Raw genomic sequence first — 22427 nt, 5'->3', positions numbered from 1 at the left:
GAATGAATGAGTATAACTTGAATACAATACTCATTCATTTTAATTAAGCCGAATAAAACTCGTTTTGCTTTTATTAGTAATTGGTTTAAAAAATCATCATACATAAATTAAATGTTAACACTACCTGTGGAATCTTCTTCACTCTTCTAAACTTAACTTATCAGCATATTATTGATGGGTGATGAAGATGGACTTAAGTAATTTTGAACAAATGGATACCGCTATCCTACTCGGTATTGTTAATGAAAAACTGCGACTTGAATGTCCCGATCTACATGATCTCTCAGCATGTTATGAAATGCCTACCGAAGCGCTAGCGAATAAATTATATACACTTGGCTATCATTACGATACAAAAACCAATCAGTTTAAAAATTTTTAATACTGAGTCTGTTGTTAATATTTTACTATTCGTAGTGTCCTCCTTATACTGGTTTGATAGAAAGTTATCTATTTACACAATAAAGAAGCCAATATGGAGGGCGCATGTTTAAACAAATATTACCTTTAGTCGTATTATCATCTTTGGTTGTCGGGTGTACTGCATCGCCAACAGGCCGTAATCAAGTCTTGTTGTATTCAAGCAGTGACATGACACAGCTTGGCGCACAGTCATTTGAGCAAATCAAACAGCAAGAAAAAATAAATACCGATCCTAAACTGAACAATTACGTACAATGCATTGCTGATACCTTGACGCATTATGTCGCTCAGCCGACCAATTGGGATGTGGTTATTTTTGATAGTCCACAAGTGAATGCCTTTGCCCTGCCGGGTGGTCATATTGGTGTGTATACCGGGTTATTAAAAGTAGCGAAAACACCGTCACAATTAGCGGCGGTTATGGGGCATGAAATTGCTCACGTCACTGCAAATCACAGTAACGAACGTTTATCACAATCAAAGATCACCAATTTTGGCTTACAGATGACGGATTACGCATTACAAAATCAAGAGTACAGAGAGACGGCAATGCAAGCGCTAGGTTTAGGACTGCAATATGGCGTGGTGTTACCGTATGGACGCACCCAAGAATCTGAAGCGGACGTTGTCGGTTTAGAATTGATGGCGAAAGCGGGTTTTGATCCAGAAGAAAGTGTGACGTTATGGCGTAATATGGCTGCCGCATCAGATGGTAACCAACCCCCTGAGTTCTTATCAACGCATCCATCACACGATACTCGAATTAAAGCTTTGCGTAAGGCAATTACGAAACTACCGGCAGAATATCGTCGACCGAAAGAACTGAGCTGTAAATATTGATAGAAAATGAGTCATGCTTTTAACACAATCATATTTACGCTTTGTTATTGAAAATGAAGCTTTTAAATTTGTGCTTAATTACTTTTTCGACAGTTAACGGTCGATTGGGACTCTTGGTGATTAAGCGCTGGATATCTTCACGGCTAATTTCGGTATAACCATCATGCGCCATTAATATTTTAGTGATGTTAAGTTGCAATAGTTTGTTCAATGATTGCTTGTAGGCCTTAGGCTGGTATATCGGAAAGGGTGAGGTGAATCTATTTTTTAGTTTTAAGATCATGTCACCCACATACATCTGTTGTGTGGGTTGATGTAAAAACGACAGATCACGATCGGTATGTCCTGGGGTAAAATGCACCATCCACTCGCTAAAGTCAGGCACACAAGTTTCGTCGTGTAAAATAATATCGGGGTGCAGATGTGGATGATAATAAATATTTTTGAATTTCTTACCTTTGCGGCGGGCCACATATAACGCCAACATCAGATCAATAGCATGGCCAATACGTCCTTTGAAACCTTGATACCACTGCTGTTCAAAACCAACCGAGGCAATTTTACAGCTAAATTTTTTACGCAATAAGTGTGCACCGCCAGCATGATCTGGGTGCATATGCGATACCAATATCAGTTTTAAATCACTCATCTCGCGCTGTAGCGTTTCAGTAATGAAAGCTGTTATCACCGGTACGTCACATCGACAGCCACCATCAAGTAACAATAACTTGTCTGGATATTCGACTAACAGAATAGTTTGAATATAACCTTCAATGTGGTGTATTTGCATGGACAATACTTCTTTTAAAATGTGTAGTAGTTTGGTTATTCTCGCACAGAATGACAGTGATGTTAATTTTTTGTAACTTAAGCGAATATGCTTAAAACAACTGGAAGTAAAACCTGTATTTATTTACACTAGCGATAGCTTACCTTTACCACAAGGAAACTAACGTTTCATGAAAATACTGCACACTTCAGATTGGCATCTTGGCCAGCATTTCATTACTAAAAGTCGCGCTAATGAACACAGCCTGTTTATGGCTTGGTTACTCAAGCAGATAGAACAGCATCAAGTGGATGCGGTTATTGTCGCGGGTGACATTTTTGATACTGGCACACCGCCAAGTTATGCGCGCGAGATTTACAATAGTTTTGTTGTTGCCATGAGTAAAATCCAGTGTCAGTTAATTATTCTAGCGGGTAATCATGATTCTGTGGCAACATTAAATGAATCAAAGCAATTATTGTCCCAGCTTAATACCCGCGTTATCTCGAGCGTGTCGCTTGATTTAGAACAGCAGGTGCTAGAGTTAAAGGATCGTCAAGGTAAGGTTGGTGCATTGCTTTGCGCGGTACCGTTTATTCGCCCCCGTGATGTGATGCAAAGTGAAGCATGGCAATCAGGTACAGAGAAACAGCAACGTTTAGGGGCGGCAATTACTGAGCATTACGCTAACTTGTATCAATTGGCTAAGCAAAAGCGTGAACAACTTGGGTTCGCAGTGCCGATTATTGCCACGGGTCATTTAACTGCGCTGGGTGTATCGGTCACCGAGTCGGTGCGCGATATCTATATTGGTACGCTAGAAGCATTCCCTGCTAATCAGTTTCCGGCTGCCGATTACATTGCCCTTGGTCATATTCATCGCGCGCAGAAGGTCGCAAAATCAGAGCATATCCGTTATTGCGGATCACCAATTCCACTCAGTTTTGATGAAGTGAAACAGCCAAAGAGCGTTAACCTGGTGAATTTTTCCGAGGGTAAGTTAGAGGGGGTAACGGAATTAACTATTCCCCAGTTTCAGCCTATGCAGGTACTTAAAGGCAACCTTGAAAGTATTGAAACACAATTAGCCGAGTTTAAAAGCCACGAGGGTGAGCTACCGGTTTGGTTAAGCATCGAAGTGCAAGAACAAGATTATTTAACCGATTTACAAACCCGCATTGAAATGATGACCACAGACCTGCCTGTTGAAGTATTACAAGTACGTCGCGCCCGTAAAGACAGAGAGCAGCATTTGCATAGCCAAGTAAAAGAAACACTATCAGAATTGTCGGTGAATGATGTTTTCCAGCGTTGTTTAGCAGGCGTTGAGTTTACCACTGATGCGGAAATTGCCCGTAGATCTCGTATCGAATTAGCCTTTAAACAGATTGTAGAGCAAGTCGAGCATGCAACGCAGGAGGAAAAATAATGAAGATCAAACGTCTTTCCTTTAAAAATATTAACTCGTTAAAAGGCGAATGGCAGCTTAACTTCGATCAAGAACCGTTTTTAAGTAATGGTCTATTTGCGATCACCGGACCAACGGGTGCGGGTAAAACCACGATTTTAGATGCGATCTGTCTGGCCTTGTATCACGAGACGCCACGCCTAGTGATATCGAAATCGCAAAACGAGGTGATGACGCGTAATACCGCAGAATGTGCAGCTGAAGTTGAATTTGAAGTACAGGGTAAATGTTATCGCGCCAGTTGGAGTCAGCGCCGGGCTAAAAACAGTCCGCAGGGCAATTTACAAGAGATGAAGGTAGAACTGGCAGAAGTTGTATCGGGTAATATTCTGGCCAGCCAAGTGAAATTGAAAAAGCAGCTGGTGGCTGAGATCACCGGATTAGACTTCTCTCGTTTCCGTAAATCTATGCTGTTATCGCAAGGTGAGTTTGCCGCGTTTTTGAATGCGCCAGCGAATGATCGCGCCGAATTACTTGAAGAACTAACTGGTACCGAAATTTATGGCCAGATCTCCCAAGCGGTATTTGAAAGCCATAACCTAGCCAAAGCAGAATTAGATAAACTCCGTGCGAAAGCGGATGGGGTTAACTTACTCAGTGACGAACAACGTGCTGAGATCGTCGGTGAGCAAACAGGGGTAGAAACCTTAGTTACCGACCTTACTCAGCAGCAAACTAGTTTACAACAGCAAAAGCAATGGCGTGAACAGCTTGAAAAGGCACAAGTCGGCGTGACCGAAGCGCAAACGCGTTTAGTTAATGCAGAGCAAGAAACCGCAACTCAACAGTCCGAATTAAATAGATTAGAACAGGCTGAACCTGCAGAAGCATTACGTTTACCTTTTACCCACTTAAGCCAAGCGAATACCAAGTTGGCTGAATTAGAACAAAAGCAACAGGCATTGCAAGCGTCAGTGACATCTGCGCAAACTGCGGTTGCTGATAACCAGCTTAAACTGCAATCTAGCCAAGCACAACTTGATGCCAGTAAACAACAAAGCCAAGCACAAGAAATATTAATCAATGAGCAGATCATGCCATTGGATAATGAGTGTGCGCAGCTAAGTAAAGAGCAGTTGCAATGTCAGTCACAGCAGCAACAGCAAAATAGCGAACTGCAAACCACGGAGCAGAGCTTAGCCGCATTAACGCAAACAGCCGAAACAGCCAAGACGACGGTTAACGCATGCCAAACCTATCAACAGCAACATGCACAAGATGCGCAGTTAAGTATGCGATTACCGTTATGGCAAAGCCAGATACAGCAATGCAATCAACAGCAAGCTAATGTGGCGACACTGCAGCTGCAAGAGGTCGCCAATCAGCAGTCATTACAGCAGAGTTTAGCTGCGCAACAGCGGTTAACGAATAACGTTGCGGCTAATATTGAACGCGAGCAGTCGATGAAAGACGCGGTTAATCAAGCGCAGCAGCAAGTCTCTGATTTACTTGTAGGTGATGATTTACCAGATCTGGAACAGGCATTTAACCAGCAGTCACGCTTACAGGGTATTGTTGAACAGCTTTCTGGTTTACAACAGCGTTACCTGACAGAGTCGCAAGAGTTTGAGGCTAATCAAGCAAGCATGGTTGCATTAGAGCAACAACGCGGCGGTATTAATGTTGAGATCACCGCCAAGCGCGAGCTGTTTAAAACCAAAAAGAACGAGTTAAACGATGTTCAGCGTTTATTAGAACAAGAACAAAAAATTGCCAGTCTAGAACAATTACGTAGTCAGTTAGAGCCAGGGCAAGCCTGCCAGTTATGTGGTTCTTCCGAGCATCCACTGGTGGAAGAATACCAACATATTGCCGATTCACAGACTGTGCAGCGTAAAGCCCAATTAGAGCTGAACCTCAAGCAGATTGAAACCGATGGCGGTGAGCTTAAAAACCGCTTAGTAGAAGCGAATACCAAGCTCGAACACTTTAATCATCGTAATGCCACATTGCAGCAGCAGTTAGCGTCTTTGATTGCGCAATGGCAGGATCATAATCAGCAACTCAATGCCAACCTTGTGATCACTGATAGTGCCAATACCCAGGTATTTGTCCAACAGCAAGGTGTGCAATTAGCGCAGTTATCACAACGTATTCAAGCGTTGAAAACAGCGAACATGCAATTACAAAGTGCGCAGCAGGCATTGACTGAATTTGATAAGAACAGTGCACAGCTGCAACATCAAATTGAATTGGTAAATCGCGATGTCAAAGCAACACAAGACGCCGATCAGAAACTAGCGCAAGAAGCGCAGCAACAAGGGCAAGTATTAACCGAGTTACAACAAGCGTTGACTAATAGCGTGACAGAGCTAGGACTTGCGTTACCGGAATGGAATCAACTGGATCACTGGTTAGTTCAGTGTCAGCAAGCACTACAAACTTGGGAACAGCAAGCGCAGTTGTTACAGGCAGCGAATGAGCAGTATGTCGCGGCTGAAATTCAGCTTACGCCATTACGTGAACAGCTGACGAAACTGGAATTGGCGATAGCACAAACCCTAGAAACCTTGTCTAGTTTGTCTGAGGACCTCACTGCTAAACAGCAACAACGTCAGCAGTTATTTGGTCAGCGTAGTGTGGCAGAAGCGCGACAAGCTATGCAACTGCAATTAACGACAGCAGAACAAGCGCATCAAGCATGTTCAACACAAGATCATGCATTATCGAATCAATTGCATGCACAGCAAGGTGAGTTAACGACATTACTACAAGGTTTGACGCAGCAACAGCAAGAATCAAGTGATTGTTTAGCGACATGGCAACACGCATTAGCGGCAAGTCCTTTTGCCTCTGACGCTGAGTTTAATCAGGCGTTACTGCCTACAGAAGAAAAACAGCGTTTATTGGCGCTTAAATCACAATTGACCGCGAACTTAACACGTTGCCAGGCGTTGTTTGAACAAGCCAATGAGCGTTTGCTAACGCTGGAACAAGCTAAAGTAACTGCATTGGATATTGCCACTCTGGTTGCTCAATTAGACGAGATAACGACACAGTTAAATCAAGGTTTACAACGTCAAGGTGAGTTGAAACAGCGCCTTGCTGATGATGCAGTTCGTAACGCCGACTTAGCCGATTTTTATCAACAGATTAAAACCTGTGAAGCAGACTACGATGACAAAGCTTACCTGCACAGCTTGATTGGTTCTAAAGATGGCAGTAAGTTCCGCCGCTTTGCGCAAGGGTTAACACTGGATCATTTGGTGACTTTAGCCAACCAACAATTAAACCGTTTACACAGCCGCTACCAGTTACAGCGTAAGCTAGCATCTGGCAGTGAAGCCTTGGCCTTACAAGTGGTTGATACTTGGTTAGCCGATGCAGTGCGTGATACCAAAACCTTATCCGGCGGCGAAAGCTTCTTAGTGAGTTTAGCGCTGGCGCTGGGCTTGTCAGATTTGGTTAGCCATAAGACCAGCATTGATTCATTATTCCTTGATGAAGGCTTTGGTACGCTCGATGCCGAGACATTAGATATCGCTTTGGATGCACTCGATAACTTGAATGCGTCAGGCAAGATGATTGGTGTAATTAGTCACGTAGAAGCCTTAAAAGAACGTATTCCTGTGCAGGTTAGAGTGAACAAGGGCAGTGGTTTAGGGCTGAGTTCGTTTGAAGTGGTGGGTTAGTTTAAGGTTTATCGATAGGCTATGAATTGAAAGGCGATAGGATTTTTGCTATCGCTTTTTTATATACTATGTGGATTTATACTTTTGATTGTAAAATATATTTAATGTTTTGTTTAAACAATGAGGTTATATGACATTAATATCGAGTTTAATTGTGGCATCTTTAAGTGCATTTATCGGTATTTTAATTACGATATGGGCTACGGGCATTATAGAAAGAAAAAACAAAAAATTAAAACAGAGGAATCATTGAAAGCGTTATTCGTTGAAATAGGTGACTTAGTTGTCGATGCAGAGGGTATGGTGAGAAATTTTCATTTTATTTTTTGTAAACTATGGCTTGTTGATCACACTAAGATTACTTTTGTGGATATTTCACCACTTGTCTTCCCAAAGCAAATAAATTATGAATTCTTAAAAGAACATTCGATGAAAGCAATGCATGAGTTACCTGTGGATGTTAGAAAATCATTAAAGGCATTACTATATCTATGTGCTGAATTTCAATCTGAGAGCAAGCACATAATAGAATTAGGTAAAACCCGGCAGTTAGATAAAATTCAATTGTCGGATGTTAAATTAGCTATTTCGACAAAATTAAAACGATGGTATACAGGTAATAGCAGGACTTGTAATAATTCGTATAATGGAATTATCGAAAATTTTGGTTGTGATAATTAATCACACTTGCTGTAACACTGTTTTTCTAGCTCAATAAAGTCACTGAAACGAGTAGTGGTAGTTAGTACTTTTCTCATCTTCCGCACAAGCTATATGCGTGATAACTTATCGATGATGGCTTGAACTAGTTAATAAGACAGTTGACAAAGTAAAATGTAATTAATGTAATTAGAGGAATAAAGCATGGATGCTCTACCTAATGCACGAAATAAAGCGGTACATATTGTTGAAAAGCAGATGCCTGTCGATCAGCTGATTATGATTATGTATAACTCTCCTTCAGAAGATACCTATAAGCACTTTAAAATGGTTAATGCCCATATTAAAAATGGCATGGTTCAAGTTGGGCAAGTGGTATTACTGTCACCTGAGGGTTCCGAAGAATGTACAATTGAAGAATCAGAGTTCTTAAATATAGCTAAAGCAGTCGACTTGACCTTATTGAAATTGAGCAATTCTGAAAAGCAATTACTCGTAAACAGATATGAATTTTTATCTAATGTTGCTAGCTATAATGGTTTACTTTTAGGCGTAAGCAATACTGCTTGGAATGCTCATACCAACCAAGTTAAATCTATTCTAAAAGACTTAGAGCGTGCTTATGTCACTAGTTATCAATCAAGTGGCAATTTACATAATAAAAACTTCTTTGCTCAACGAAAAATACAATTTGCGAGATTAGATGCTGCACTTAGTCGTTTTACACAACCTGCTTTTGGTGGGAAACTTGTTTCTGGTGATATTAGAGGTAACTTAGGTCTAAGTAGTAAGAGCATGATTCATCAATGGAGCAAACAAGCAGCTAACGCCACCACAATCCCTACCTTTCATAAAAATTATGCCGTTGTAGCAGAAATGTCACGTAATTTAAAACGCGTCGGTTATGTAGGGATAGCACTTACTGGCTTTGATGCTGTCATGAATATTCAAAAAGCTTGTACGGTTAATGATACAGCCGTGTGTAGTAAAGCTAAGTATGCTCAAACAGGGAAAGCTGTAGTAAGTATTGCGGGAGGAACTGTTGGTGGGGCTATTGCAGCTTGGGCTACGTGCTCTTTAATTTTTGGATTGCCATCTGGAGGGTCTAGCTTTTTTTGGTGTTCCGTTGTTGCTGGAGGTGCTGGAGGATATGCCGGAGGGTCGTATGGTGGAGAATATGGTAAATCGAAAGGTGAAGAATTGTATAAATTAACTGGTGTTAGGTAATTAATTTATGACTGAGATTACTTTAGCTTCAAAAATATCAATGTTTTTAATATTTACTGGTTGTTTTGGTATTTTTATTTGGATAGGTTTAGTGGTTTATTTGAAATCTAAATGGTTAGCGTATTTAGAGGATGTTCTTGATGATGGTGTTAGATTCTATTCATTGAATATATTTTTTGCTGGGCAAGGGGTCTTACAGTATGCAACCGTTTTCCTTTGGTCTTTTCATGCTAAACGTTATGGCATGTTTGAAAAACGGACTCATGTACCTCAGCATATTCAAACGTTGCTTATTTTTTCTTTTTGTTGGTTTATGTCGAGTATAGCCTTGATGGTAGCAAGTGTAATTATGAGCAAAATATATAACTTGTAAAGTAAACAGCAAACTTTTCTAAGTAGGACAAGGACATCTTATTTAGTTAAAAAACGTCGTTGTGAGATCCGATACGAGCCAATTGTAGGGCGTTTTCATGCTGGCGATATATCAAGACTAAGTCTGGCTTAACATGGCAATCTCTGAAACCATTCCAGTTACCAGATAAAGGGTGATCAACATACTTTGCTTCTAGCACTAGCTCTTTTTGAAGTGTAGAAATTACATTTCCTACATTCAATAATGTCAGGGATAGACATTTTAGTTACTTTCTTGAAGTCTTTTTTAAATTGATTTGAGTATTCAAGAAGTAACATCGTTAACTTTGCCTTCAGTTAATTCTGAAATGAGGCTTGTGACGCTCTCTGCTTTATTGATATATCTCATCCAATTATCCCTCAATTAGCAATATTGTGTTTAATCACTATTTTTATCGATCTTTTTTGTTATTCGCTATACGGGTATTTGGGGTTAAAATCAATTAGTGTTGGGATAAAACCCATAGCAATCAGCAGTGAAACTCTGCACTTCAGTGCCATGATTTGTGGCCTCTGTTGTTTGCAGAATTAGATACTTTGGAGTAAAAATGTCAGTTATCGCCAACACCCCCTATTTTTCTGTTATTTTCACTTCGACACGTACAGACGGTGATCATGGTTATGATGAAATGGCTAAGCGGATGGTTGAATTAGCAGAACAGCAATCTGTATTTTTGGGCGTTGAATCAGCAAGAGAAAATGTTGGGATCACCGTTTCTTATTGGGCAGATCTCGAGTCAATTAAAAATTGGAAAGCGAACACTGAGCACTTAACAGCTCAAAAAATTGGTCGTAAGTTTTGGTATGATTCTTTTAAGGTGCGTATTTTAAAAGTAGAACGAGATTATGGCATATAATAAATATACATAGGTGCTGCGTAGTTGACATCGACCACAAATGGAAGAACACTTTTTAATATGAGTACATAATGAGACAAGAATTAAGAAATAAAATAATCGATGTTTGTAATAAGAAAATAGTCAGCAAAGGCGATAATGTTGGTCTTTCATTTTATGCCTTTTTCGCCAACAAAAATGATAACTCTGAGTTGTTGATGGAAGCCGCGACTTGGTGGATCCAAATACATAAATTGGATCACTTCGTTAAAGCTGTTGTCATTAAGAAGATGATTCAGGCAGGACTATAGTGATATATCACAACGTGGATAACCTCGGAGACTAGGATGCAAGCTCTTAAAAATACGGTACTTAAACATAGAGTGCCACCACCACTTGTAGCGGGGCTTTTTGCGTTTGCTATGTGGGCTATTTCATTTGTTGTACCTATGGTTGAGATGAATACCGTGGCGCGTTTGATATTATCAGCTGCGACTGTCGCTCTAGGTATTTTTTTTTGTATTGCGGGTGTGGTTTCTTTTAGAAGTGCTAAAACAACGGTTAACCCTTTAGAACCTGAAGCAGCGACTGCGCTAGTAAGTTCGGGTATTTATGCCATATCACGTAACCCTATGTATGTTGGCTTAGCCTTATTTTTACTCGCTTGGGTTATGTATTTATCATCACCTTGGGTCAGTATCGGTGTGGTCGGTTTCGTGCTTTATATGAACCAATTTCAGATTAAACCTGAGGAGCGAGCGCTTAAAGACATCTTCGGATCTGAATTCATCAGTTATCAAGCAAAAGTTCGTCGCTGGTTGTGAGTTCATCTAGGCTGGCATTTACCTTGCAGACTTAAGTTGTTGAGCTATTGATTATTCTTTTAGCATTCGTTTTCTAGCTTCATTAGGGTAAATACTACTCCAGCGATGATAACTGCGGCTGAATGCGCTTAAACTATTATAACCAAGTAGCACTGCGATATCCGTTTGGCGGTAGTAAGAGTTTTTCAAATATTGATTCGCCATATTGAATCTGACTGAATCAAGCAGCGCACTGAATGAGGTGTTTTGTTCACCTAATTTACGCTGGAGAGTGCGCTGACTATAATGCATCGATGATGCAATATCTTCTAACCTATATACGCTGTTGGTGAGTGAAAAACTAATCGCATTTGAAACCCGTTTCACGATGCATTCGTTGTGTACTGGCTTGGTATTATTGATTCTGGTATTAAGCTGTTTAACAAGGTTTCCGATGTCGAGCTGTAGAACCGAATTGTCACAGGTAAGTGAAAGGGTGCGATTATTAAAAGCGACCGGACAGCCAAAGTATTGGGCATATTCAGAAATGCGTTGTTGATCTTGTTCACTGCGAAGAAAATAACAGGCTCTAATTGGAAAAGATCTACCGAGTAACCCATAGAGAATATTTACCGCACTCGCCATCGCATAATCTTGATATTGCACTAACTCCTGAATATGCGACTGTTCAAGATAAAAGCTGACCGTGAAGTGGTCTTGTTGTACCTGAATATCCACTTGATAACCAGATACTAAGATCTTTAGGTATTTAACGATCACCTCTAATGCTTCCGAGACATTATTACAATCGCTGAGCATCGAACCTAATGGTGCCAAGATCATCATATCTTGCTGTCGAGCTAATTGCATCGCGATGTCGGGGAAGTCTAACTGCGCAGCTGCGGCCTCCAAAAGATAGACAAACTTGTCATAAGGAATAAGCAAACTATCTTCTGAAAATATAGCTTTATCTAAACCAACTGATTCGTAAAGAGCAGACACATTTCCACCTTTAGAAAGTACGAGAGAGCTAAATCCGTTTAAGAAACAAGTATTGATATAAGGTGAGTGCATCTTTGCTCCATATGAAGGGTTGGAGCACACTTTAGAGCTGCTGACATTAGCTGTCAAACAGATGGCGTGAAATGGTAAGTCTCTGCTTTGTTAATCGCTCAAATTAACAATACATACGGGCATTAAATCGTAGAGAAAAACCATATTTAAGGATTAAAATGATTCAAGATGTAGTCCACATTATTTTCATCAAAGGCTCCCAAGTGCTTAATGCCGATCAGTTAAGCTTAAATATCTTGCTTTTTTAGTAAATGAGATCAAAATCCGGTGATCAGAACTCACCGGATTTTTTATGCAACTTTCCACAGCTCTTTCTTTAGTTAACTCAAATAATGTCACTGAGTTTCAGAATTTAACCGACATTCTCTCTCCCGAAATAATTGATGCTGGACTAAAAGAAAACGGTGTTGCTACTATTCGAAAGCGTAAACTACCAATGGAAAATATGGTATGGGCAGTTATTGGCATGGCGCTATTTCGAAAATTCCCTATGCGCCAGCTACTTAACCAATTAGATATTATTTTACCTAGTGGTATGCCGTATGTAGCTTCTAGTGCCGTCACGCAAGCACGAAAAAAACTAGGAAGTAAAGTCATTGAATCTGTCTTTCAGCAAACCCAAAAACAATGGAATCAATCTGCTAACCACGGAAACTGGTGTGGATTAAATTTATTAGGTGTCGACGGTGTTGTATGGCGAACGCCAGATACTGATGAAAACAGTAAAGGGTTCGCTAGAACGGGCTCTCAACATGGTAAAGCAAGTTACCCTCAAGTTCGCATGGTATGTCAGATGGAACTAACGAGCCATTTATTAACAAACAGTGTTTTTGATAGCGTTGAAGTTAACGAGATGAATCTTGCCTTAGGATTAATTGATAATACCCCTGATCACAGCCTGACATTATTCGACAGAGGCTTTTATTCATTAGGTTTGTTGCATCGTTGGCAAACAACGGGTGAGATGCGTCACTGGTTAATTCCGCTTAAAAAGAACACTCAATATGAAGTGATTAGAAGTTTTGGACGACAAGATAAACTCATCAAACTAACAACTACACCTCAATCACGCAAAAAGTTCCCTGAACTACCAAAGACAATGGAAGCTCGTCTATTAACAAGAAAAATCAAAGGGAAAGATGTCCAGATCCTGACATCGATGACAGACCCAATGCGTTTTCCGCCAGCTGATATAATCGATTTATATGCACATCGTTGGGAAATTGAACTTGGATTCAGAGAAATGAAACAATCGTTATTAGACAACCGATTTACTTTACGAAGTAATCAGCCAGAACTCATTAGGCAAGAGTTATGGGGCATATTACTTGCGTATAATTTAATACGCTATCAGATGGTGCTAATGGCAACATCACTCGATGACATCCACCCAAATCAATTAAGTTTTCATGGTGCTTCGATGCACATCATTCATGAGCTAACTCAATTATCATTTTGTACTCCAGGGAATATACCTAAGTACACAATGAATATTACTCAGGCTGCCAAGCAATTTATTTTACCAAATCGGCGAGAGAGGAAATATCCAAGGTTGTTGAAATGCTCAAAGGATAGGTATCCCGTGAAAAAAAGAAATGCCGTTCACCTTAAGTGAACGGCATTACCCAAGTGCTACTGGTTTGATATTGAAGCTGTACCTAGCGTCTGTGCACCGACAATACCGCCGATCATAGCTCAATTAAAAGAATATCTAGGATGAATATAGCGGTAATATTTAATTCATCGAGTGTATAAGTATAGAGGCTGAAAAAGTTTGAGCTAACACACTAAATATACCTATTTGTGAGCAATTTATGGGCGTTGTTGCACTTGATTGGTGCTGTAACTCTATTAAAAGGGGTGGGGTTGATCGTATGTAGTTGAATAATAATATATTTTATAAGTTGGCATCAAAATAGCTACTTGTAGTGTAATTAACACTACAGGGAGTATGAAATGTCTTATATTGAACCAAAAGAATTTGTGACCAAGATGGTCGATGCCGGTGAACAAAAAATATTTATGTCTACTAGGGATACCTTAGTTCGGGCTTTTATGGCTGGTGCTATTTTAGCCTTAGCTGCTTTTTTTGCGATCACCGTGATTGTTAAAACTGGGCAGCCATTACTGGGGGCAATCTTATTCCCAGTCGGTTTTATTATGTTGTATTTAATGAAGTTTGACTTGTTGACCGGAGTGTTCACTCTTGTGCCTTTGGCAGTCATCGATAAACGTCCAGGTTGTACCAAAAATCTACTTTTACGTAATTGGGGATTGGTATTTTTAGGTAACCTTGGTGGTGCGTTGCTCGTGGCTTTTTTTGCTTCTTTCATTTTAACCTATGGTTACAATACCGACGGCGGTGCGTTGGCGGCAAAAGTGAGCGGTATCGGTGAAGCTCGGACTCTGGGTTATCAAGAGTATGGCATAGCGGGTTGGTTTACTATTTTCATTCGTGCCATGTTGTGTAACTGGATGGTATCAATGGGGGTTGTCGGTGCGATGATTTCGACCTCTGCGACGGGTAAAATGCTGGCGATGTGGATGCCTATTATGCTGTTCTTCTTTATGGGCTTTGAGCATTCGATTGTCAATATGTTTTTATTCCCATTTTCTATGATCATGGGTGGCAATTTCACGTTAATGGATTACCTTATTTGGAATGAACTTCCAACCGTATTGGGTAACTTAACAGGTGGCTTGTTATTAGTCGGTTTACCGCTGTATGTCACCCATGTTAAGACTTCTGCACAGCGTAAATTATCTGATCAGTCGACTCCAGCATGAATGCGTTGTCGTAACATCATTGATCGTAGAATAATGCAGCGCATCCAAAAGGTGACGCTCGCATTTTGGTTGTTGAACCGGAAGACAGTGTATAAGAATTATGTTTGAAACTTAAATGGTGTTAAGTACACTGGATAGCATAAACATGACTAAAAGGAGGTTGGTATATATGGTTACTTGTTATTTGAGATATGTGATTAACGCTTCAAAGGTTAAAGATTTTGAAGCGTACGCTAAAATGTGGATCCCACTGGTTGAGAAGTTTGGTGGTCAGCACAATGGTTACTTTTTACCATCGGAAGGTGCAAGCAATATTGCATTGGCGTTATTTACGTTTCCAAGTTTGGCCGCTTACGAGGTATATCGAATTAAATCACTTGATGATCAAGAGTGTATAAAAGCTTTTCAATTCGCAGAAGAGACAAATTGTATCGTAAGTTATGAGCGTAGCTTTTTTAGACCTGTGTTTGCTTAGTTAATTTTAGTGGCATCTTTCTACTAGTATTAGTAGTACATATAAAACGAAGTAAGATTAGGCTGGTTTATGAAAATTATGATCGTAATGGTATGTACTTGTTTGGTACTCAGTGGCTGTCAGCTCACTCGTGTTGAGGGGGAAGTTGATAACGTGAAAATTAAAGTGAGTACAAAGGACAGTCATGACTCAAAGGGGCGCTTTTGCCCACCAGGTCAGGCAAAAAAAGGTAACTGTTAATGAACCGTCAAACTCGGTTAATGTTGCTAGTATTTAACTGAACGTTATTGTGTCTAGATAGGGAAATTACTGATGAATTGAAGGTGTGTACCTGAGTTTCATTGTGCAAGACCCTAATGGATACCTATTTCGGTTTTGTGAAGACAGCTAATTTGCCGTCAAATACAGGGATGATATAGATGTTATTCACGGAGAGACTCATATTACGAAAGTTTGTAGAGAGTGACGAAGATGCTGTCATTCCCTCTGCTAAATTATGTCATTGTCATATGCTCCCTAGTAAGGCCTTTAATCAGCTCAGAAAGTATGTTTTTTCGCTATTCAATTGTGATTTATACGCTGTGTGCATATTAACCACCATGGAGATCACCTAATAACATCGATGGAGATCACCCAATAACCTCAATCAAGATCAGCTAATAACATTCATGAAGATCACTTTTACCCTGAAATGTTATTGAGTGATCTCCATGAATGTTATTGGACAAACTTGCTTTTTTCACTGCCCTGTAGGTGTATTTAACCGTTATTCTGTTCATTTTGATGAAGGGAATGACTATGCCAACGGCACCTATATCTATGCGTAAATTAAAAGAGATCCTTAGACTCAAATACGGTTGTTCACTGAGCCATCGTCAAGTCGCTAAAAGTTTATCTATCTCCCCCTCAGTGGTATCTCGTTATGCCAATCGAGCAGCCCAAATGGGGATCACCTCATGGCCGTTATCTGAGGAATGGGATGATGTGACTCTTCATCAAAAATTTCTGCACACTACCGTCAAAACCAATCCCCAAATCACCACCCCAGATTGGTCGGTGATCCATCAAGAACTCAAGCCAAAAACAATGACTCTGCAATTACTATGGGAAGAATACAGAGAACGAAATAACAATAAATTCTATAGTTACAATCACTTCTGCCGGCTATATAAGAAATGGCTTGGTTGTCAAAAACCATCGATGCGACAACAGCATAAGGCGGGTGAAAAACTATTTATTGATTACTGTGGGCCGACGATGAACATTATTGATCCTACAACCGGTGAAATTAAAACGGCACAAATTTTTGTTGCCGTGATGGGTGCCTCTAATTACACCTATGCAGAAGCCACGTGGACCCAAGGTCTAGAAAATTGGGTGATGAGCCACGCTCGCTGTTTCACCTTTTTAGGCGGTGTTCCTGAGCTCTTGATCCCAGACAACTTAAAAAGCGGTACAACCAGATCGTGTCGCTATGATCCCGATATTAACCCGACGTATTCACAGATGGCTGCGCATTATAATACGGTCATCGTGCCGGCTCGCCCTTATAAACCCAAGGATAAAGCCAAAGCTGAAGTGGCTGTACAGATCGTAGAGCGCTGGATCATGGCCGCATTGAGGCATGAAGACTTTTTTTCTTTGCGACAATTAAATATCCGGATCGAAGAATTGCTACTTGAACTCAATCAACGGGCCATGAAAGTGCATCCTGGTACGCGTCATTCACAATTTATTGCCATTGATAAGCCAGAATTGAAACCCTTACCCCTTGAACCGTATATCTATACCCAAGTGAAAATGGTGACTGTACATATCGACTATCACATTGATATAGAAAAGCATTATTACTCTGTACCGCATTCACTGATAAAGAAAAAACTCGAAGCGCATATTACCGGTGAACTCGTCACAGTATACCATCAGGGAGAGTGTGTAGCGGTGCATCCTCGTTCTCACAAGATTGGTGGACACAGCACGCTTGATGCTCATATGCCTGTTTCACATCGAAAACAAGGGGAATGGTCACCGCAACGATTTGAGAAATGGGCGCAAGATATTGGCCCAAAAACAGAAGAGCTCGTCACTCTGTTAATGCAAGAAAGGCCACATCCTGAGCAAGCTTACCGCGTTTGCTTAGGATTGCTTGCGCTAGGTAAACAATACACAACACCGCGCTTAGAGGCTGCATGTGGACGCGCTTTACATACAGGAATAAGAAGATTAGCGGGTATCAAATCTATTCTTAAAAAAGGCCTAGATAACCAACCACTACCTGAACAACAGTTAGATCTATTAGCAGAAATAGAGCACAACAATGTGCGTGGCAATACGTATTATCATTAAGGGAAATGGAATGAAAACAATTTATAATCAACTGACTACGCTTGGTTTGTCCGGCATCAAAGACGCCCTCACATTACAGACGGAACAGCCGACGCATTACCGAGAACTCGCGTTCGAAGAAAGGCTAAGCTTACTGCTTGATAATGAGCTTAACGCACGTTCACAACGTAAAATAGCGCGCTTAACACGGCAAGCTAAATTCAGAGTTCATGCTGGCATAGAGCAGTTAGATTATCGTGCCAAGCGCAACCTGAATAAGTCACAGATCCGAACCTTGGCGCAGGGCGAGTGGTTGCGATTACATCAAAATATATTGATCACCGGGGCAACAGGGTGTGGCAAAACATACCTTGCCTGTGCCTTCGGGCATCAGCATTGCCAACAAGGGCAAAGCGTATTTTATTTTAGGCTGAAAGAACTACTCGAAAAAATGTTTTTTGCACAGGCTGACGGAACCTATCGAAAACTGATAGGAAAGTTAACCAATGCAGATTTACTGATCTTGGATGATTGGGGACTGGAGCCATTAAATGCACAGCAACGAAGCGATTTACTTGAACTGATTGATGCCCGATATGACAGTAAATCGACTTTAATTGCCAGTCAATTACCGCAAGAACATTGGTACAAAATGATCGGAGAATCGACGCATGCTGATGCAATTCTGGACCGACTGGTACATGGCTCGATAAAGATAGAATTAGAGGGCGAATCAATGCGAAAAATGACCAATAACTTGACTGATGGAGATCACTCAGTATAAATTAAACCTAGCTCTACAGACGGAGAAAAAAGTGATCTCCATGAATGTTATTGAGCGATCTCCTTCATGTTAATACGCACTGTGTTGATAGTTTCGTTTATATTTTTTATTCTAATACACGGACCAAGGACACTACGCGATTGATGCAGCAAAAAGGTTAAGTTATGACCGTAATTTAGTTAAAGAGTAGGGGGGACGATATTAACCATTCCTCGCCTTTTTTATTTTTTTGTCTTACACTGATTTTAATTTATACCCCCCAGTAAAACAAAGGAAAAAACATGGCTCAAGCAACTGCACGACACATTTTAGTAGACGACGAAGCAAAGTGTAATGAATTAAAAGCACAAATCGAAGCCGGTGCTGATTTTGCTGACGTTGCGAAGCAAAATTCAAACTGTCCTTCAGCCGCTAAAGGCGGTGATTTAGGCAAGTTTGGCCCGGGTATGATGGTTCCTGAGTTCGATAAAGTGGTATTTTCTGCGCCTTTAAATACAGTTCAAGGCCCAGTGAAAACACAATTTGGCTATCATTTATTAGACGTGACTAGCCGTAGCTAATAATCATTTCATATTCCTCGCATCTTTCGTAATGCGAGGAATATTTCTGTAATTTAAACCAAGATTAAATTTACCCCGATATTTTATTACCCCCTATACCAAGAAAAGTAGCTTAGATTAAAATAATAAGTGCATGTTCGTCATTGTTTGACTTGACCTACTCATTACTGAATTATTTCAAAGGCATCCTATTGATTAATACACACAAATTTACCCTTGCAGGGTGCTTGGCAATTTTACTGTGGAGCACCATAGTCGGGCTTATCCGTAATGTCGCCGAGCAATTAGGGCCGATTGGCGGCGCTGCGATGATTTACACCGTCAGCTCGGTATTTTTGCTGATTGTGTTAGGCGCTCCTAAGCTTAAAAGCTTTCCACCCCGTTATTTACTCATTGGCGGTGGACTGTTTATCAGTTATGAAATTTGCCTATCCTTGGCATTAGGCATGGCAAACGACCGCACCCAAGCGGTAGAAATGGGCGTCATTAACTACTTGTGGCCTTCGTTAACGGTATTACTTGCGGTATTTATCAGTGACAAACCCGTTAACAAGTTACTTTACCCTGCAATTGCCCTGTCATTTTTCGGTGTTGCATGGACTGTGGGTGGTGATGACGGTATTTCGATTAGCCAATTAAGCAGCAATATAGCAACCAATCCTGCCTGTTATTCAATGGCGTTTGTTGGTGCCTTTATTTGGGCGCTATATTGTAACATAACGAAGAAGCTCGCCAATGGTATGAATGGTATTACTTGGTTCTTTATTGGTACTGCGATTGTGCTTTGGATTAAATACTTGATAAGCAATGAACCTACCATGGTATTTACCACAGAAGCGACGTTTGACTTGTTACTGGCGGGTATCGTGATGGGCAGTGGTTATGCGCTGTGGAATATCGGTATTATCGGTGGCAACATGGTGTTTTTGGCGACGTTATCGTATTTTACACCAATTTTATCGACCTTCTTTTCTGCAATGATATTAGATATCGAGTTGACGACTAAGTTCTGGGAGGGCGTGGTCATGGTGACTATCGCCTCGTTAATTTGCTGGTGGCTGACGCGCGAAAAACCGGTAGCTAAGACACTATCTGAATCTAACTAACGATATTTAATTAATATTTTTAATTAAATATCATTATGTTAAGCCGTATTACTTACTTTTTTACTTACTGTATTTAAGACCAGGTGACTGATTATGATTACCATTGAAAAATTAAATACGGCACATATTAGTGCGATTCATCATATTACGTTACCTAAAGAACAGCTTAAATTTGCGAGTTCTGCAGAAGCGTTTCTTGCCGATGGCAGTGCGACCACGCACCTTCATATTATTAAGTATCATGATGACGTGGTTGGATTTTTTAAAATTGATATCGCTTATTCGTCAACATTCGCGTTTTGTTCAGAACCGAGCGTTGGACTTAGAACATTTGTCATTGATGCGAAACTGCAAGGCAAAGGCATTGGTAGTAATGCGGTTAAGGCACTGCTTCCATACCTTAAAGAAAACTACCCTCACTATCAGTCACTATATTTGACGGTAAACTGTCAGAATCCAGGTGCGGTAAGTTGCTATCAAAAAGCAGGTCTGCAAGATACAGGCGAGTTATACCTTGGTGGCGCTGCCGGCCCTCAGCATATAATGAAAGCTAAAATTGTATAGACTAAATAATGGATAGGGTAGATAAATTTTGAATTTAATTGTGCTTTTGCAGTCGAAAAGCCAATGTACTGCATTAATTTATATTTAGTCGATATAGGGCGATAACATGAGAACACTTGGTAATATAATCTGGTTTCTGTTTGGAGGTGCCATTATGGGACTTGCATGGGTACTATTCGGTATATTAGCGTTTATTAGTATTGTAGGTATTCCTTGGGGGCGTTCTTGTTTTGTTATCGCTGGATTTTCATTCTTCCCGTTTGGTAAAGAAGCCATATTTCGTGATGAATTAACCCGTGCAGAAGACATCGGTACCGGCAGCTTTGGTTTTATCGGTAATGCATTATGGTTCGTCTTTGCGGGCGTTTGGTTAGCGATAGGCCATGTTGCGTCTGCGATAGCCTGTTTTGTGACTATTATTGGTATTCCATTTGCGTTGCAACACTTGAAGTTAGCTGTTATCTCGCTTGCCCCCGTTGGGCAAACTGTTGTTGATAAAAACGTTGCGGCAATGGCGCGTTATAAGAACGATAAATTTAAGCTGTAGCGACAAGCTGTGTAAGACGTTTAAACGCTTCACTGCCTTTATCTACTTCAACACAAACACTTAATAAATCATCAATAAAATGCAGTAGTGCACGGTGTTCAATTTGTTTCACTTGCGCTTGCTGTGTGTCAGTTAGCATGTGATACATAGTCGCCGCACCAAAGTCGCCAAAGATGATGTTAGCATCCACATCAAACAGGGTGTTGTGCGCGTACAGATCGCCGTGACAAACTTGGTTATCGTGTAAATGAACAAATACGTCTTCCATCTGTGTCACGATCTTGTCAATTTGTGAAATAGACAAGCTAAAGTCAGTTGGGAAGGTATCACGCGTACAGCTGTTAAAGCAGGGTGGTAGACCTAAGTTTGCGTAGTGTGCTGGGATCAAGTTCATGATCAGGGCTAAGTAACCGTCTTCTTTTACCTGCGCAAGCGATTGCACTAGGCTAGGGTGGTTACCGATTTTCAAGCAAGCTTGTAGTTCATCTTCTGGATAACCATCACTGGTCACTTTACCTTTAAATACTTTTACCGCAATCTCATCAGGGAATTGCGTTTGTTGCTCATTCCACACTGCTTTTGAGATCACGCCTGACGCGCCTTGGCCCAGCACGTTTTGCAATGTATAGCTTGATGATGCTAATTGCGGCACGCTATCAATTGATACGTTAGTTTGGCTGAATGGGTTGCCCGAGAATGCACACCAAGCCAGTTTAGGTAAGCCAAACAATTGCTCTGGGCATACTGTTAAACGGTTAGCGGAAATACGCACCAGTTCAAGGTTGTGACACTGAGACATAGTCTGAGGTAGCTCAGTCAAACAGTTGCCTGCGAGTGCTAATTTTTGTAAGCGCGGACGTTCGCCTAATGAATCCGGTAACACTTCAAGACGGTTATCCGTCAAGATCAACCAACGTAGTTTTACTGGTAGCGAATTTTCAGGTACTTGGTTAACTGGACAATCTCTGCTGGTAGCGTTGTTAACTGATTATTCGATAAGTCTAGGATCTCTAAACTGCTCGCCAGTGACAAGATCTCTAATGGAAAAGCGGTTAGATTGTCTGATAATGTTAAACGCTTAATACCTGTTAATTCACCAGATTTTAGCTGAGATAGAGTATGCAAAATAATTTAGC

23 protein-coding genes and 1 pseudogene are annotated in these 22427 nt (G+C 40.7%); 20 read left to right on the top strand and 4 right to left on the bottom strand.

Annotated elements, in window-relative coordinates; genetic code table 11:
- Positions 1-187 precede the first annotated feature (187 nt).
- Together MORIYA_RS07575 and MORIYA_RS07570 are read left to right on the top strand one after the other, a co-directional pair.
- Complete coding sequence (locus tag MORIYA_RS07575) at positions 188-382, top strand: DUF4250 domain-containing protein (RefSeq protein ID WP_006031507.1); 195 nt, start codon at positions 188-190, stop codon at positions 380-382.
- A gap of 104 nt (positions 383-486) precedes the next feature.
- Entirely contained in the window at positions 487-1263 is a 777-nt protein-coding gene (locus MORIYA_RS07570; RefSeq protein ID WP_112714051.1) for a M48 family metallopeptidase, read from the top strand.
- Between the two features lie 34 nt (positions 1264-1297).
- Here MORIYA_RS07570 and MORIYA_RS07565 read toward each other — a convergent pair whose 3' ends face one another.
- Positions 1298-2053 (bottom strand): MBL fold metallo-hydrolase, encoded by a 756-nt coding sequence (locus tag MORIYA_RS07565; protein ID WP_112714049.1) that lies wholly within the window; start codon positions 2051-2053, stop codon positions 1298-1300.
- Between the two features lie 169 nt (positions 2054-2222).
- On the opposite strand from MORIYA_RS07565, the gene sbcD reads away from it, so the two are divergent.
- The 5 genes from sbcD to MORIYA_RS07540 all read left to right on the top strand — a co-directional run bounded on the left by sbcD (position 2223) and on the right by MORIYA_RS07540 (position 9392).
- Positions 2223-3461, top strand: a complete 1239-nt coding sequence (gene sbcD, locus MORIYA_RS07560; protein ID WP_112714047.1) for an exonuclease subunit SbcD — start codon at positions 2223-2225, stop codon at positions 3459-3461.
- Positions 3461-7132 carry an AAA family ATPase gene (locus MORIYA_RS07555; protein WP_112714045.1) on the top strand — a complete coding sequence of 1224 codons (3672 nt, stop codon included), beginning with the start codon at positions 3461-3463 and terminating at the stop codon, positions 7130-7132. Before sbcD ends, MORIYA_RS07555 begins: the two co-directional genes overlap by 1 nt.
- 195 nt (positions 7133-7327) lie before the next feature.
- On the top strand, positions 7328-7813 hold the full coding sequence (locus MORIYA_RS07550) for a hypothetical protein (RefSeq protein WP_162629249.1): 486 nt from the start codon (positions 7328-7330) through the stop codon (positions 7811-7813).
- Positions 7814-7996: 183 nt separating this feature from the next.
- Positions 7997-9019 (top strand): hypothetical protein, encoded by a 1023-nt coding sequence (locus MORIYA_RS07545; RefSeq protein WP_112714041.1) that lies wholly within the window; start codon positions 7997-7999, stop codon positions 9017-9019.
- A gap of 7 nt (positions 9020-9026) precedes the next feature.
- Positions 9027-9392, top strand: coding sequence for a hypothetical protein (locus tag MORIYA_RS07540; protein WP_112714039.1), 366 nt, complete (start codon positions 9027-9029; stop codon positions 9390-9392).
- Between the two features lie 46 nt (positions 9393-9438).
- Here MORIYA_RS07540 and MORIYA_RS07535 read toward each other — a convergent pair whose 3' ends face one another.
- A complete protein-coding gene (locus MORIYA_RS07535; RefSeq protein WP_232011554.1) occupies positions 9439-9591 on the bottom strand; it encodes a type II toxin-antitoxin system YafQ family toxin in 153 nt (50 codons plus the stop codon).
- A gap of 387 nt (positions 9592-9978) precedes the next feature.
- Between MORIYA_RS07535 and MORIYA_RS07525 the strand changes: the two genes are divergently transcribed.
- The 3 genes from MORIYA_RS07525 (at position 9979) to MORIYA_RS07515 (ending at position 11090) form a co-directional block, all read left to right on the top strand.
- Positions 9979-10287 (top strand): antibiotic biosynthesis monooxygenase family protein, encoded by a 309-nt coding sequence (locus MORIYA_RS07525; protein WP_112718502.1) that lies wholly within the window; start codon positions 9979-9981, stop codon positions 10285-10287.
- Between the two features lie 71 nt (positions 10288-10358).
- On the top strand, positions 10359-10577 hold the full coding sequence (locus MORIYA_RS07520) for a DUF6500 family protein (RefSeq protein WP_112714035.1): 219 nt from the start codon (positions 10359-10361) through the stop codon (positions 10575-10577).
- A 36-nt stretch (positions 10578-10613) separates the two neighbouring features.
- Positions 10614-11090, top strand: coding sequence for a methyltransferase family protein (locus MORIYA_RS07515; RefSeq protein ID WP_112714033.1), 477 nt, complete (start codon positions 10614-10616; stop codon positions 11088-11090).
- 51 nt (positions 11091-11141) lie between these two features.
- Here MORIYA_RS07515 and MORIYA_RS07510 read toward each other — a convergent pair whose 3' ends face one another.
- On the bottom strand, positions 11142-12071 hold the full coding sequence (locus tag MORIYA_RS07510) for an AraC family transcriptional regulator (RefSeq protein ID WP_162629248.1): 930 nt from the start codon (positions 12069-12071) through the stop codon (positions 11142-11144).
- A 364-nt stretch (positions 12072-12435) separates the two neighbouring features.
- Between MORIYA_RS07510 and MORIYA_RS07505 the strand changes: the two genes are divergently transcribed.
- The 10 genes from MORIYA_RS07505 to MORIYA_RS07460 all read left to right on the top strand — a co-directional run bounded on the left by MORIYA_RS07505 (position 12436) and on the right by MORIYA_RS07460 (position 21291).
- Positions 12436-13758 carry an IS4 family transposase gene (locus MORIYA_RS07505; RefSeq protein ID WP_112714029.1) on the top strand — a complete coding sequence of 441 codons (1323 nt, stop codon included), beginning with the start codon at positions 12436-12438 and terminating at the stop codon, positions 13756-13758.
- Positions 13759-14099: 341 nt separating this feature from the next.
- The gene (locus MORIYA_RS07495) at positions 14100-14930 is read left to right on the top strand and encodes a formate/nitrite transporter family protein (RefSeq protein WP_112714026.1); all 831 of its coding nucleotides are present in this window, start codon (positions 14100-14102) and stop codon (positions 14928-14930) included.
- Between the two features lie 169 nt (positions 14931-15099).
- Complete coding sequence (locus tag MORIYA_RS07490) at positions 15100-15405, top strand: NIPSNAP family protein (RefSeq protein ID WP_112714024.1); 306 nt, start codon at positions 15100-15102, stop codon at positions 15403-15405.
- 69 nt (positions 15406-15474) lie between these two features.
- Positions 15475-15645 carry a hypothetical protein gene (locus tag MORIYA_RS20900; protein ID WP_174216905.1) on the top strand — a complete coding sequence of 57 codons (171 nt, stop codon included), beginning with the start codon at positions 15475-15477 and terminating at the stop codon, positions 15643-15645.
- Between the two features lie 558 nt (positions 15646-16203).
- Positions 16204-17751 (top strand): IS21 family transposase, encoded by a 1548-nt coding sequence (gene istA / locus MORIYA_RS07485; protein ID WP_112712098.1) that lies wholly within the window; start codon positions 16204-16206, stop codon positions 17749-17751.
- Between the two features lie 10 nt (positions 17752-17761).
- Positions 17762-18514, top strand: coding sequence for an IS21-like element helper ATPase IstB (gene istB, locus MORIYA_RS07480; protein WP_112712100.1), 753 nt, complete (start codon positions 17762-17764; stop codon positions 18512-18514).
- Between the two features lie 281 nt (positions 18515-18795).
- Positions 18796-19074 (top strand): peptidylprolyl isomerase, encoded by a 279-nt coding sequence (locus MORIYA_RS07475; protein WP_112714022.1) that lies wholly within the window; start codon positions 18796-18798, stop codon positions 19072-19074.
- A 191-nt stretch (positions 19075-19265) separates the two neighbouring features.
- Positions 19266-20180, top strand: coding sequence for an aromatic amino acid DMT transporter YddG (yddG, locus tag MORIYA_RS07470; protein WP_112714020.1), 915 nt, complete (start codon positions 19266-19268; stop codon positions 20178-20180).
- A gap of 93 nt (positions 20181-20273) precedes the next feature.
- Complete coding sequence (locus MORIYA_RS07465; RefSeq protein WP_112714018.1) at positions 20274-20744, top strand: GNAT family N-acetyltransferase; 471 nt, start codon at positions 20274-20276, stop codon at positions 20742-20744.
- Between the two features lie 106 nt (positions 20745-20850).
- A complete protein-coding gene (locus tag MORIYA_RS07460) occupies positions 20851-21291 on the top strand; it encodes a YccF domain-containing protein (protein ID WP_112714016.1) in 441 nt (146 codons plus the stop codon).
- Here MORIYA_RS07460 and MORIYA_RS07455 read toward each other — a convergent pair.
- Positions 21281-22416, bottom strand: a pseudogene (locus MORIYA_RS07455) (leucine-rich repeat-containing protein kinase family protein). The gene MORIYA_RS07460 and the pseudogene MORIYA_RS07455 sit on opposite strands and share 11 nt — an antisense overlap.
- Positions 22417-22427 lie beyond the last annotated feature (11 nt).

It is taken from the genome of Moritella yayanosii, from assembly GCF_900465055.1.
Classification (GTDB): domain Bacteria; phylum Pseudomonadota; class Gammaproteobacteria; order Enterobacterales; family Moritellaceae; genus Moritella; species Moritella yayanosii.
The sequence above is the reverse complement of the archived record's forward strand: the minus strand, read 5'-3'. Positions and strand labels throughout refer to the sequence as shown.

What these genes read in the sequence shown, in the direction of transcription:
- MORIYA_RS07575 (WP_006031507.1), top strand. Translation starts at nt 188, where the DNA reads ATGGACTTAAGTAATTTTGAACAAATGGATACCGCTATCCTACTCGGT.
- MORIYA_RS07570 (WP_112714051.1), top strand. Translation starts at nt 487, where the DNA reads ATGTTTAAACAAATATTACCTTTAGTCGTATTATCATCTTTGGTTGTC.
- MORIYA_RS07565 (WP_112714049.1), bottom strand. Translation starts at nt 2,053, where the DNA reads ATGCAAATACACCACATTGAAGGTTATATTCAAACTATTCTGTTAGTC.
- sbcD (WP_112714047.1), top strand. Translation starts at nt 2,223, where the DNA reads ATGAAAATACTGCACACTTCAGATTGGCATCTTGGCCAGCATTTCATT.
- MORIYA_RS07555 (WP_112714045.1), top strand. Translation starts at nt 3,461, where the DNA reads ATGAAGATCAAACGTCTTTCCTTTAAAAATATTAACTCGTTAAAAGGC.
- MORIYA_RS07550 (WP_162629249.1), top strand. Translation starts at nt 7,328, where the DNA reads ATGGGCTACGGGCATTATAGAAAGAAAAAACAAAAAATTAAAACAGAG.
- MORIYA_RS07545 (WP_112714041.1), top strand. Translation starts at nt 7,997, where the DNA reads ATGGATGCTCTACCTAATGCACGAAATAAAGCGGTACATATTGTTGAA.
- MORIYA_RS07540 (WP_112714039.1), top strand. Translation starts at nt 9,027, where the DNA reads ATGACTGAGATTACTTTAGCTTCAAAAATATCAATGTTTTTAATATTT.
- MORIYA_RS07525 (WP_112718502.1), top strand. Translation starts at nt 9,979, where the DNA reads ATGTCAGTTATCGCCAACACCCCCTATTTTTCTGTTATTTTCACTTCG.
- MORIYA_RS07520 (WP_112714035.1), top strand. Translation starts at nt 10,359, where the DNA reads ATGAGACAAGAATTAAGAAATAAAATAATCGATGTTTGTAATAAGAAA.
- MORIYA_RS07515 (WP_112714033.1), top strand. Translation starts at nt 10,614, where the DNA reads ATGCAAGCTCTTAAAAATACGGTACTTAAACATAGAGTGCCACCACCA.
- MORIYA_RS07505 (WP_112714029.1), top strand. Translation starts at nt 12,436, where the DNA reads ATGCAACTTTCCACAGCTCTTTCTTTAGTTAACTCAAATAATGTCACT.
- MORIYA_RS07495 (WP_112714026.1), top strand. Translation starts at nt 14,100, where the DNA reads ATGTCTTATATTGAACCAAAAGAATTTGTGACCAAGATGGTCGATGCC.
- MORIYA_RS07490 (WP_112714024.1), top strand. Translation starts at nt 15,100, where the DNA reads ATGGTTACTTGTTATTTGAGATATGTGATTAACGCTTCAAAGGTTAAA.
- MORIYA_RS20900 (WP_174216905.1), top strand. Translation starts at nt 15,475, where the DNA reads ATGAAAATTATGATCGTAATGGTATGTACTTGTTTGGTACTCAGTGGC.
- istA (WP_112712098.1), top strand. Translation starts at nt 16,204, where the DNA reads ATGCCAACGGCACCTATATCTATGCGTAAATTAAAAGAGATCCTTAGA.
- istB (WP_112712100.1), top strand. Translation starts at nt 17,762, where the DNA reads ATGAAAACAATTTATAATCAACTGACTACGCTTGGTTTGTCCGGCATC.
- MORIYA_RS07475 (WP_112714022.1), top strand. Translation starts at nt 18,796, where the DNA reads ATGGCTCAAGCAACTGCACGACACATTTTAGTAGACGACGAAGCAAAG.
- MORIYA_RS07465 (WP_112714018.1), top strand. Translation starts at nt 20,274, where the DNA reads ATGATTACCATTGAAAAATTAAATACGGCACATATTAGTGCGATTCAT.
- MORIYA_RS07460 (WP_112714016.1), top strand. Translation starts at nt 20,851, where the DNA reads ATGAGAACACTTGGTAATATAATCTGGTTTCTGTTTGGAGGTGCCATT.